At 72.4% G+C, this 11645-nt stretch carries 11 protein-coding genes; 4 read left to right on the plus strand and 7 right to left on the minus strand.

Annotated elements, in window-relative coordinates; genetic code table 11:
- Positions 1-34 precede the first annotated feature (34 nt).
- Positions 35-2617, plus strand: coding sequence for an ATP-dependent Clp protease ATP-binding subunit (locus M0M48_RS27850; RefSeq protein WP_257753627.1), 2583 nt, complete (start codon positions 35-37; stop codon positions 2615-2617).
- Positions 2618-2706: 89 nt separating this feature from the next.
- On the opposite strand, the gene M0M48_RS27855 is transcribed toward M0M48_RS27850, so the two are convergent.
- On the minus strand, positions 2707-3036 hold the full coding sequence (locus M0M48_RS27855) for a DMT family transporter (RefSeq protein ID WP_257753628.1): 330 nt from the start codon (positions 3034-3036) through the stop codon (positions 2707-2709).
- A 67-nt stretch (positions 3037-3103) separates the two neighbouring features.
- Between M0M48_RS27855 and M0M48_RS27860 the strand changes: the two genes are divergently transcribed.
- Positions 3104-3712 carry a TetR/AcrR family transcriptional regulator gene (locus tag M0M48_RS27860; protein WP_257753629.1) on the plus strand — a complete coding sequence of 203 codons (609 nt, stop codon included), beginning with the start codon at positions 3104-3106 and terminating at the stop codon, positions 3710-3712.
- Here M0M48_RS27860 and M0M48_RS27865 read toward each other — a convergent pair.
- On the minus strand, positions 3697-4566 hold the full coding sequence (locus M0M48_RS27865) for an A/G-specific adenine glycosylase (protein ID WP_257753630.1): 870 nt from the start codon (positions 4564-4566) through the stop codon (positions 3697-3699). The genes M0M48_RS27860 and M0M48_RS27865 overlap by 16 nt on opposite strands.
- Before the next feature lie 110 nt (positions 4567-4676).
- Here M0M48_RS27865 and M0M48_RS27870 point away from each other — a divergent pair, with 110 nt between their 5' ends.
- On the plus strand, positions 4677-5522 hold the full coding sequence (locus M0M48_RS27870; RefSeq protein WP_257753631.1) for a hypothetical protein: 846 nt from the start codon (positions 4677-4679) through the stop codon (positions 5520-5522).
- A 77-nt stretch (positions 5523-5599) separates the two neighbouring features.
- On the opposite strand, the gene disA is transcribed toward M0M48_RS27870, so the two are convergent.
- A complete protein-coding gene (disA, locus tag M0M48_RS27875; RefSeq protein WP_215813625.1) occupies positions 5600-6673 on the minus strand; it encodes a DNA integrity scanning diadenylate cyclase DisA in 1074 nt (357 codons plus the stop codon).
- 125 nt (positions 6674-6798) lie between these two features.
- The gene (gene radA, locus M0M48_RS27880; RefSeq protein WP_215813624.1) at positions 6799-8238 is read right to left on the minus strand and encodes a DNA repair protein RadA; all 1440 of its coding nucleotides are present in this window, start codon (positions 8236-8238) and stop codon (positions 6799-6801) included.
- A gap of 82 nt (positions 8239-8320) precedes the next feature.
- On the opposite strand from radA, the gene M0M48_RS27885 reads away from it, so the two are divergent.
- Complete coding sequence (locus M0M48_RS27885; protein ID WP_257753632.1) at positions 8321-9358, plus strand: LacI family DNA-binding transcriptional regulator; 1038 nt, start codon at positions 8321-8323, stop codon at positions 9356-9358.
- Here M0M48_RS27885 and M0M48_RS27890 read toward each other — a convergent pair.
- From M0M48_RS27890 to M0M48_RS27900, 3 genes are all read right to left on the minus strand, one after another.
- Positions 9333-10034: a class I SAM-dependent methyltransferase gene (locus M0M48_RS27890; protein ID WP_257753633.1), complete on the minus strand. Its 702-nt coding sequence runs from the start codon at positions 10032-10034 to the stop codon at positions 9333-9335. The two genes, M0M48_RS27885 and M0M48_RS27890, sit on opposite strands and share 26 nt — an antisense overlap.
- Positions 10034-10672 carry a VOC family protein gene (locus M0M48_RS27895; protein WP_215813621.1) on the minus strand — a complete coding sequence of 213 codons (639 nt, stop codon included), beginning with the start codon at positions 10670-10672 and terminating at the stop codon, positions 10034-10036. Before M0M48_RS27895 ends, M0M48_RS27890 begins: the two co-directional genes overlap by 1 nt.
- A 103-nt stretch (positions 10673-10775) precedes the next feature.
- Positions 10776-11537: a hypothetical protein gene (locus tag M0M48_RS27900; RefSeq protein ID WP_257753634.1), complete on the minus strand. Its 762-nt coding sequence runs from the start codon at positions 11535-11537 to the stop codon at positions 10776-10778.
- Between the last annotated feature and the right edge of the window lie 108 nt (positions 11538-11645).

Below are 11645 nucleotides of genomic sequence, written 5' to 3' on the forward strand. Positions count from 1 at the left end.
TACGAACAGCCCTGTGACGTGTGAGGAGCGTGCAATGTTCGAGCGGTTCACTGACCGAGCCCGCCGGGTGGTCGTGCTGGCCCAGGAGGAGGCCCGCATGCTCTCCCACAACTACATCGGGACCGAGCACATCCTGCTCGGGCTCATCCACGAGGGAGAGGGCGTCGCCGCCAAGGCGCTGGAGTCGCTCGACATCTCCCTCGAGGCGGTCCGGGCCCAGGTCGAGGAGATCATCGGCCAGGGGCAGCAGGCTCCGTCCGGCCACATCCCCTTCACGCCGCGTGCCAAGAAGGTCCTCGAGCTGTCCCTGCGCGAAGCGCTGCAGCTCGGTCACTCCTACATCGGCACCGAGCACATCCTGCTCGGGCTGATCCGTGAGGGTGAGGGCGTCGCCGCCCAGGTCCTGCAGAAGCTCGGCGCCGACCTCAACCGGGTCCGCCAGCAGGTCATCCAGCTGCTGTCCGGCTTCCAGGGCAAGGAGAGCAGCTCGACCGCGTCCGCTGCCGGTGCCACGAGCGGTGGCGACGCGCCGTCGTCCTCGCTGGTGCTCGACCAGTTCGGTCGCAACCTGACCCAGGACGCCCGCGAGGGCAAGCTCGACCCGATCATCGGTCGCGCCGCGCAGATCGAGCGCGTGATGCAGGTGCTCTCGCGGCGTACCAAGAACAACCCGGTGCTCATCGGTGAGCCCGGTGTCGGAAAGACCTCGATCGTCGAGGGTCTGGCCCAGGACATCGTCAAGGGCAACGTTCCCGAGACGCTCAAGGACAAGCAGATCTACACGCTCGACCTGGGTGCGCTGGTCGCCGGCTCGCGCTACCGCGGTGACTTCGAGGAGCGCCTCAAGAAGGTGCTCAAGGAGATCCGCACGCGCGGCGACATCGTGCTGTTCATCGACGAGATCCACACCCTCGTCGGTGCCGGTGCGGCCGAGGGCGCGATCGACGCCGCGTCGATCCTCAAGCCCATGCTGGCCCGCGGTGAGCTCCAGACCATCGGCGCCACCACGCTCGACGAGTACCGCAAGTACCTCGAGAAGGACGCCGCCCTCGAGCGCCGCTTCCAGCCGATCCAGGTGCCCGAGCCGTCGATCGCCGACACGATCGAGATGCTCAAGGGCATCCGTGACCGCTACGAGGCGCACCACCGGGTGACCATCACCGACGAGGCGCTCGTCTCCGCAGCCACCCTCGCCGACCGCTACATCTCCGACCGGTTCCTGCCGGACAAGGCGATCGACCTCATCGACGAGGCCGGCTCGCGGCTGCGCATCCGCCGGATGACGGCTCCCGCCGACCTGCGTGAGTACGACGACAAGATCGCCGACGTCCGCCAGCGCAAGGAGGCGGCCATCGACGGTCAGGACTTCGAGGCGGCCGCGCGTCTGCGCGACGAGGAGAAGCAGCTGATCCTGGCCAAGTCCGAGCGCGAGAAGCAGTGGCGTGCCGGTGACATGGACGAGGTCGCCGAGGTCGACGAGGAGCTCATCGCCGAGGTCCTCGCCGTCGCGACCGGCATCCCGATTGTCAAGCTCTCCGAGGAGGAGTCCACGCGGCTGCTCAAGATGGAGGACGAGCTGCACAAGCGGGTCATCGGCCAGGAGGAGGCCGTCAAGGCGCTCAGCCGGGCGATCCGTCGTACGCGTGCGGGTCTGAAGGACCCCAAGCGTCCCGGTGGCTCGTTCATCTTCGCCGGCCCCTCTGGTGTCGGAAAGACGTGGCTGTCCAAGACGCTCGCCGAGTTCCTGTTCGGTGACGAGGACGCGCTGATCCAGCTCGACATGTCCGAGTTCGGCGAGAAGCACACCGTCTCGCGGCTCTTCGGTTCGCCGCCGGGATATGTCGGTTACGAGGAGGGCGGTCAGCTCACCGAGAAGGTGCGCCGCAAGCCGTTCTCCGTCGTTCTCTTCGACGAGGTCGAGAAGGCCCACCCCGACATCTTCAACAGCCTGCTGCAGATTCTCGAGGAAGGTCGCCTGACCGACTCGCAGGGTCGGGTCGTGGACTTCAAGAACACCGTGATCATCATGACCACGAACCTCGGCTCGCGCGACATCGGCAAGTCGGTCGGCCTGGGCTTCAGCTCGGGCGACGCCGCCGGCTCCTACGACCGGATGAAGGCGAAGGTCTCCGACGAGCTCAAGCAGCACTTCCGCCCGGAGTTCCTCAACCGGGTCGACGAGATCATCGTCTTCCCGCCGCTGAGCTCCGAGCAGATCGTCGCGATGGTGGACAACATGATCGCCGCCGTCGAGGTCCGGATGAAGGACCGCGACATGCGCCTCGAGCTCACCCAGGCCGCCAAGAACCTGCTCGCCGAGCGGGGCTTCGACCCGGTCCTGGGCGCCCGGCCGCTGCGTCGCACGATCCAGCGCGAGATCGAGGACGTGCTCGCCGAGAAGATGCTCTACGGCGAGGTCGGCCCCGGCCAGATCGTGCTCGTGGACGTCGACGGCGAGGGCCCCACGGCGACCTTCACCTTCGAGGGGCAGAAGGTCGGGGAGCTCCCCGACATGCCGCCGCTCGAGACGGTCGCCGACAGCGCCGCGGGTGCGGGTGCCGGCGACCTGCCGGAGGACCCCGGTTCCGCCGCCTCCGCCTCGTCCGAGTCGGCCTGAGCCGAACGCTTCCGACCCGGTCCGCCTCGTGCGGGCCGGGTCGTTGCGTTTGTCGGCGGCGTGCGGGAGCGGGCCCGGGCCGGCCCGGATCAGTGCGTGGAGCCGGCCAGGTTGAGCAGGACGACCCCGAGCACGATCAGTGCGAGGGCGCCGGCCTTGAGCGCGTCCAGGCGCTCGTCGAGGAAGAGGACGCCGACCACCGCCATCCCGGCCGTGCCGAGGCCGGCCCACACGGCGTACGCGATGGACACGGGGAGATCCTTGACGACCAGCGCGAGCAGCCAGATCGACAGCGCGTAGCCGCCCAGGACCAGCACTGTCCACAGGGGGTTGCGGAAGCTGTCGGTACGGGGGAGGGCGGCGCTCGCCGCGACCTCCACGCCGATCGCGGTGAGCAGCAGCGACCAGGCGACCACCATGGCTCCTCCTCGGGGTGATGTAGCAGGTGCTACATCACCCAATGTAGCACCTGCTACATTGGGCCGCATGGTCGACGGAGCCGCAGCGGAGGGCGCGAGCCGGGACCGGCGCGGCGAGCTGGCCGAGGGGGCGACGGACTACGTCCTCGAGCACGGACTGATCGGGCTCAGCCTGCGGCCGCTGGCGGCCGCGCTGGGGACCAGCGACCGGATGCTGCTCTACCACTTCGCCGGCAAGGACGACCTGGTCGCGAGCGTGCTCGGTACGTCCAACGAGCGCTCGATCGCGCACCTGCGGTCGCTGCCGGGGGCGGCGTCGGTACGCGAGGCCGTCCTGGTGCTGTGGGCGGCGTCCACCGAGGGGCAGCTGGAGCGCTGCCAGCGGCTCTACCTGGAGGCGGCGGCGCTCGGGGTGTTCGGGCGGGAGCCGTACGCCGGCATGGTCCGGCGCTCCAACCAGGCCTGGCTGTCGGCGCTCGCCGCGTGGCTCGTCGCCGCGGGCTGTCCCGAGGCGGTCGCGGGCCGGGCGGCGAACCTGCTCGACGTCGCGATGATGGGGATGCTGCTCGACCTGCCGCTGGAGGTCGAGCCGAACGCGGCCCCGCTGGCGCAGTCCGTCGCCGACGTCGCGGACGCGGTGGCCGCGATCGCCGCCGGGGCTCAGGGAAGCCGGTAGCGGCCGTCGTCCTGGGCGACGACCAGGCCATCGGCGATCAGCGAGGCCAGCGCGCGCTCGCGCTGGACGGCGTCGTCCCAGGCCGCGTCGAGGCGGTCCCGGGGGACCGAGCCGGGCTCGTCCCGCAGGACGGCGAGGAGCCGGCCGCGGCACTGCCGGTCGGTACCGGCGTAGGTCTGCACGGGGCGCGGCGGTCCGTCGTACGCCGGGGCGCCGGCGGCCTGCCAGGCGCACGTGTCCGTGACGGGGCAGCTCGCGCAGCGGGGGCGGTCCGCGGTGCAGACGAGGGCACCGAGCTCCATCACCGCGACCGACCAGGTCGCGGCGGTCGGGGCGTCCTCGGGGAGCAGGACCGCGCCGAGGTCGCGCTCCGCGCGGGTCACCGAGCGCGGCGGGAACTCCACGCCGGTCACGGTGCGCGCCAGCACGCGGCGGACGTTGGTGTCGAGCACCACCTGGCGGCGTCCGTAGGCGAAGGCGGCGACCGCGGCCGCCGTGTAGTCGCCGACGCCGGGGAGGGCGAGCAGCGCGTCGTACTCGCTGGGGACCTCGCCGCCGTGGTCCGCGGTGATCGCCGTCGCGGCGGCGTGGAGGCGCAGCGCGCGGCGCGGGTACCCCAGCCGGCCCCAGGCCCGGACCGCCTCGCCCGAGGACTCCGCAGCGAGCGCGGCCGGTGTCGGCCAGCGGGTCAGCCAGGCCTCGTGGATGGGCAGGACGCGGACGACGGGTGTCTGCTGCAGCATGAACTCGCTGACGAGCACGGACCAGGGGGTCGCCTCGGGGCGGCGCCACGGGAGGTCGCGCGCGTGCTCGTCGTACCAGCGCAGGATCGGCTCGACCAGGGTGCTCGTCATCGTGGGATCCATCGTGGGAACCATTGTGGCCTGCTGTGATGTGCCGTTCACTCCGGCCACCTCGGCGGGTCAGCCCGGCGGGCGGCGTCCGGCTGACTACCGTCTGAACCATGTCCTCCCCGCGTCGCCCGAGCCCTGCCGGCGGCCGGAGCACCGCGCGGGGACCGCTCCCGCCGTCGGTGTACTGGCGGCGCCGCGTGTTCGTGCTCGGCGTCGCGTTCGCGCTGGTGTTCATCATCGCGCGCTGGCTCACCGCCGGGAGCGACGGATCATCCGGCGACGCCGACACGGCCGAGCAGGCCGGCAACGGGGTCGCCGCGACCGAGACGGTGACCGCCGGCCAGGACGGCGACAAGAAGGGCGGCAGCGGCAAGGGCGCCGACGAGCCCACCGGCGGTGCGTCCGGTGGCGCGAGCGGCGGTACGCCGACCGGCCCCACCACGCCGACCACCCCCACGCTCGCCCCGCCCCAGGGCAACTGCTCCGCCTCGGACGTCCTGGTCACCCCGTCGGTCGCCGCGGGCGCCGTCGCCGGGCGCGACGTGGCGCTGCAGCTCTCGCTGCAGACCCGGACCGCCGAGGCCTGCACCTGGGAGATCGGCCCGAAGAGCCTGACCGTCCGGATCGGTCAGGGCCGAGCCGGCGTCTGGAGCACCCAGCAGTGCCCGCGCGCGGTGCCGCGCCAGTCGGTCGTGGTCCGGCGCCAGGTGGCGACCATCGTCCAGCTGACCTGGGCGGAGACCCGCAAGTCCACCGAGGGCTGCACGGCCGGCGCCGGCTGGGCGATGCCCGGCGACTTCACGATCGCGGCCGCCGCGCTCGGCGGGGAGCCGACGGAGGCGGAGTTCAGCCTCGGCAAGCCGGTCGCCGCGACGGTTCACGTCACGCCGAGCGACGACGCGACGTCGACGAAGGCGAAGAAGAAGCCGAAGAAGTCCAAGACGCCGGTCAACTAGGCGCCGGCCGGCTGGTCGCGGCCAAGCCGCGCTGCGGAGCGCGGCGCGGCGCGCCGCGACCCTGAGCCGGGCTCGGGTCAGACGTAGCGCTCGAGGATGGTCGACTCGGCGAGCCGGCTCAGGCCCTCGCGGACGCTGCGGGCGCGGAGCTCGCCGACGCCCTCGACGGCCTGGAGGTCGTCGATGCCGGCGGAGAGCAGCTTCTGGAGCGTGCCGAAGTGGTCGACCAGGCCCTCGACGACGTTGGCGGGCAGGCGGGGGACCTTGGTGAGCAGACGGTAGCCGCGCGGGGCGACCGCGCCGTCGAGGTGCTCGCCGGTGCCGATGCCGAGGACCTTGGCGACCGCGGAGGGGTCGACGAGGTCGGTGGCGGAGAGCAGCTCGAGCTTGCCGAGCAGCTCGAGGGGGTCGCGGCTGCGGCGGCGGGACGGGACGTAGTCGCGGATCACGAGCTCGCGCTCGGTGTCGACGCCGGTGACGAGCTCTTCGAGCTGGAGGGCGAGCAGGCGGCCGTCGGTGCCGAGCTCGAGGACGTAGTCCTCGATCTCGCGGGCGATCCGGGTGACCATCTCGAGGCGCTGGGCGACCACGGCGACGTCGCGGACGGTGACCAGGTCCTCGATCTCCAGGGCGGAGAGCGTGCTGGAGACCTCGTCCAGGCGGAGCTTGTAGCGCTCCAGGGTCGCCAGCGCCTGGTTGGCGCGGGAGAGGATCTGGCCGGAGTCCTCGAGCACGTGGCGGGTGTCGCCGACGTACGCCGCGATGATCTGCATCGACTGCGACACCGAGATCACCGGGTGGCCGGTCTGCTTGGCGACGCGGTCGGCCGTGCGGTGCCGGGTGCCGGTCTCCTCGGAGGGGATGCTCTGGTCGGGCATCAGGTGGACCGCGGCCCGGACGATCCGGCCGACGCCGGCGTCGACGATGATCGCGCCGTCCATCTTGGCCAGCTCGCGCAGCCCGGTGGCGGTGAACGGGACGTCGAGCTCGAAGCCGCCGGTGCAGAGGCTGTCGACCAGCTTGTCCTTGCCGAGCACGATGAGCGCTCCGGTGCGGCCGCGGAGGATCCGTTCGAGTCCGTCGCGCAGGGGCGTGCCCGGAGCGATCGACGCGAGAGCCTCGCGGAGTCGGGGATCGGCCGACGTGACCACGCGCGCTCCTCCTCATCGTTGGCCGCCGGTGGCGGCGCGCACCCTGGTGGGCGTGTCGCTCGTACCTTATCGGCGACCCGGGGAGATCAGCCCGTCGATATTCGGTTTGGGGGTCGAGAAGTCGGCTATTCGTTCCCGTCGATCACCTCCAGAGCGTGCTTCGTACGGCGGTCGAGGTTGAGCAGCCGCAGCGCGCTGATGACGTCCGGGGCCTCGATCACCTGCATCCCGTCGATCATCCGGTCGGTCGCGGGGCGGCGTACGCCCTGGGCCGCGCCGGGGTCGGCCGGCACGATCGCCAGCGCGAAACCGAGTCGCGCCGCCTCGGCCAGCCGCTGCGGCAGGTCGCGGACCCGGCGCAGCTCGCCGGACAGCCCGATCTCGCCCATCGCGACCACGCCGGCCGGAGGCGCGGAGACGAAGTGGGCCGAGGCGACCGCCACCGCGAGCGCGAGGTCGCCGCCCGGATCGGTGAGCCGGGCGCCGCCGACGGTGGAGGCGAAGACGTCGTGCTGGTGGAGCCGGACGCCGCAGTGCTGCTGGAGGACCGCGAGCACCATGGCCAGGCGCGAGCTGTCGATGCCCGAGGTCGTCCGCCGTGGCCGCTCGTTGGGAGAGAGCGTGACCAGGCCCTGCACCTCGGCGAGGATCGGGCGCCGCCCCTCCATCGAGACCGCGATGCAGGTGCCGGGCACCCGGCCGTGGTGCCGCTCGACGAAGATGCCGGTCGGGTCGTCGACGGCGCGGATGCCGTCGGGGCCGAGGTCGAAGCAGCCGACCTCGTCGACCGGACCGAAGCGGTTCTTGACCGCGCGGAGCATCCGGAAGCGGGAGTTGCGGTCGCCCTCGAAGTGCAGGACGACGTCGACCAGGTGCTCCAGCACCCGGGGGCCGGCGATGCCGCCGTCCTTGGTGACGTGGCCGATCATCACGATGGTGATGTCGCGGCTCTTGGCCATGCGGACCAGCGCCTGGGCGACCTCCTTGACCTGGGTCACCCCACCGGGGACGCCCTCGACGCCGGAGGCGCTGATCGTCTGGACCGAGTCGATCACGACCGTGGCCGGGCGGACCTCCTCGATGTGGGTCAGCACCGCACCCAGGTCGGTCTCGGCGGCGAGGTAGAGCTGGTCCTCGAGCGCGTTGGTGCGGTCGGCCCGCAGCCGGACCTGGGCCGCGGACTCCTCGCCGGTGACGTAGAGCGTGCGCCGGGAGCCGGCCGCCGTCCGCGCGGCGACCTCGAGCAGCAGTGTCGACTTGCCGACGCCGGGCTCGCCGGCGAGCAGCACGGCCGCGCCGGGCACCAGTCCGCCGCCCAGGACCCGGTCGAGCTCGGGCACGCCCGAGGGGTGGTGCACCGCGCGGTCGGCCGAGACCTGCCCGATCGGTACGGCGGCCTGGGTCACCGGAGCGGCCGTCGTCCGGCTCGAGAGACCGGCCGTGGCGACCGCGACCTCGGACACCGAGCCCCAGGCCTGGCACTCGCCGCAGCGCCCCACCCACTTCGCCGTCGTCCAGCCGCACTCGCCGCAGCGGTAAGTCGAACGTGTTTTCGAACCAGCCATGGGCACGACAGTAGAGCAGGGTGCCGACGGAACCCTCCTGGCGCGCGGTGGCTGTGGAGAACGGCATGGAAGAATCGGGCCTGTGGACAGCTCGCGGACGCCGGCGACCCTCGCGGACGTGGCCGAGCGGGCGGGTGTGTCCCGGCAGACCGTGTCGAACGCGATCAACAACCCCGACCTGCTCCGCGCGGACACCCTGGCCCGGGTGCGCGAGGCCATCGAGGTGCTCGACTACACGCCCAACCAGGCGGCGCGCCACCTGCGCACCCGCTCCTCGCACCTGATCGGGATGCGCCTGGCGCCGGTGCAGGAGTTCACCGCGAGCGCGACCACCGACCGGTTCGTGCATGCACTGGTCGAGGCCTCGCGCGAGGCCGGCTACCACGTCCTGCTGTTCTCGGGCGGTCGCGTCGAGGAGGGCGAGCAGCCCGACCCCCTCGGCGGGTACGACGACCTGCTCCGCTCGACCGCGGTCGACGCCTTCGTCGTCACCGACACCTATCTCGGCAACCCGCAGACCGTCGGGCTGACCCTGCGCCGGGCGCCGTTCGTCGCGTTCGGCCGCCCCTGGGACGACGCCGGCGCGACCCACCCGTGGGTCGACGTCGACGGCGCGGCCGGCGTCCAGGCGGCGACCGAGCACCTGCGCGAGCACGGCCACGAGCGGATCGCCTGGATCGGCTGGCAGCCCGGCTCCCGGATCGGCGAGGACCGGCGCGCCGGCTGGCACCGCACGATGGCGGCGCACGGACTGTCGACGATCGGCCTGGAGGCCGCGGTCGACGACACCGTCGACGCCGGTCGTCAGGCGGCCGCGGCGCTGCTCGACGCCGGAGGGCCCACCGCCTTCGTCTGCGCCTCGGACACGCTCGCGGTCGGCGTCCTGCACACGCTCACCGAGCGCGGCCTCGCGCCGGGGCGGGACGTCGCGGTCGTCGGCTTCGACGACTCGCAGGTCGCCCAGGTGATGGGGCTGACGTCCGTACGCCAGCCGCTCGAGGAGGTCGCGGTCCAGCTCGTCGCCGCGCTGCGGGCGCTGCTGGCTCCGGGGCACACGGTGGCGCCCGGGGTGCTGCTCGAGCCGCGGCTGGAGGTCAGAACCTCTTCGACCAGAGGTTGACGGCGTAGTCGACCTCGACGCCGGTGTGCTCACCCAGCACCTGGTCGGCGACCTCGGGCGTGAACTCGATCCGTACGACGGCCTCGAGGTCCGCGCGCGTCGCGAACCGCCAGCCCATGTCGACCCGGTCGAGCTCCCAGCCGCGGATGCTCCAGAAGCGCTCGATCGCCTCGGGCGGCTCCAGGTGGGGGTAGCCGCGGCGGAACCAGTCGCCGAAGGTCGAGCGGGAGCCGTCGTTGTCGATGATCAGTGCGACCCCGCCGCGGCGTACGACGCGGTCGAGCTCGACGAGGCCGGGCTCGCAGCCGGGGCCGAAGAAGTAGGCCCAGCGGGCGTGGACGACGTCGACCGAGGCGTCGGGCAGGGGGATCTCCTGGGCCGTGCCGCGTACGACCTCGACGCCGGTGGTGCCGCGGGTGCGCAGGCGGCGGCCGGCGAGCTTGACCAGCCCCGGGTGCGGCTCGACGCCGACGACGCGGGCGGCGGTCTCGGCGAAGCGGGGCAGGTGGAAGCCGGTGCCGCAGCCGAGGTCGAGGACGGTCCGGCCGGACCAGTCGGCGCGTGCCTGCATCGCCGACCAGAGCCGGCCGTCGGGGTCGGCGGCGCGGTTCTCCAGCTCGTACGTCGCCGTGTGGTGCCAGATGTTGGGGCTGGGGATGGTGCCCCGGAGCTGCATCAGATGCGGACGATGCCGTTCGGCGTCAGCACCTGGGCGGCGAGGATGCCGGGCGTGCCGTGCGGGGCGACCCACTCGACCTTGACGTCCTCGAGCGGGGCCTCGACCGTCTCGCCGAGCCACTCGCTGACCCGCTGGGGGTCACCGGCGATCTCGATGCCGGCCAGGGACACGGTGCCGTCGGCGCCGGTGGACGGGTGCAGGTCGGACGGGATGTCCCACTGGAGGAAGAACGGCAGCTGCGGGTCGGCGATGAGGCCGTTGATGCCGATCTGCTTCCAGCGCAGCTCGGTGCCGTCGGGGCGGTGCCGCGAGCCCGGGACGGCGGGGCGGCCGAGGCGCTCCTCGACGACGGTGATGTCGGGGACCGCGACCGCCCAGCCGAGCCAGCCGCCGCCCAGCGCGGAGCGGGCCTTGACGGCCTGGCCGAAGGGCGCCTTGTCGGAGGCGGGGTGGTCGAGTGCCTCGACGACCTCGAGGTAGGTGCCGTCGGTCAGCGGCAGGATCATGTTGCGCGTGCCGAAGCGGGGGTGCACACCGCCGTCGACGAATTCACGGCCGATCGCGGTGCCCAGGCGGGTCGCCGTGCTCTCGAGTCCGTCGGGACCTGCCGCGTAGGAGAGATGGTCGAGGCGCATGCCAGACATTCTGAGCATGCGAGCAGACCTCCGACGAATCGGGGTCGTTGTCTCTTGACGTCGAGAGGTGGTCGTCACGTCCCGGAAGGACGCGAATCGCCCGTCAGTGCGGGTCAGCGGGGTGCAGCGCGAGGGCCGAGCGCGAGCGCAGGTGGGCCTCGCAGTGGACCACCAGTGCGTCGTACGCCTCCTGGCCCATGAGCGCCACGAGCTCGGCCTCGTTGGTGACGTAGACCGGCTCGACGCCCACGTGGGCCTCGGTGTTGCCGGAGCAGTACCAGTCGAGGTCGTGGCCGCCGGCACCCCAGCCGCGCCGGTCGTACTCGGTGATCGTCACCTCGACGTACGACGTCCCGTCCATGCGCTCGACCTCGCGGAAGGTACGCCGGATCGGCAGCTGCCAGCACACGTCGGGCTTGGTCTCGAGCGGGTTGCGCCCGAGCTCGAGCGCGAGGCCGTGCAGCGCGCAGCCGGATCCGGCGGCGAAGTCGGGGCGGTTGGCGAACACGCAGGAGCGCTGCCCGCCGACCTCGTGCATGCGGGTCTTGCGCTCGCCGTCCTCGTCCTTCTCGACCCAGTCCTTGCGCTTGACGGGGCGTCCGGGGTGGAACTGCCAGTGCTCGGGGGTGAGCTGGTCGACGAAGCCGGCGACGCGCTTCTCGTCGTCCTTGTCGGCGAAGTGGGCGCCCAGGGTGCAGCAGCCGACATCGGGGGAGTCGGCGTAGATACCGGCGCAGCCGCTGCCGAAGATGCAGGTGAAGGACGACGTGAGCCAGGTGAGGTCGCAGCGAAGGACTTCTGCCTCGTCGGCGGGATTGGTGAACTCCACCCACGCACGGGGGAAGTCGAGCGAGACCTCGGGCACTGGGCAACTGTAGCGGCGTCTTGCCGCCGGTCGGTCGCGCGCCGTCGCCGACCTCGACGGCGCGCGCGGCAGCGCGGCGGAGCGGAGCGACGACGTGCTCGGGCCGTC

It is taken from the genome of Pimelobacter simplex, from assembly GCF_024662235.1.
Lineage (GTDB): Bacteria > Actinomycetota > Actinomycetes > Propionibacteriales > Nocardioidaceae > Nocardioides.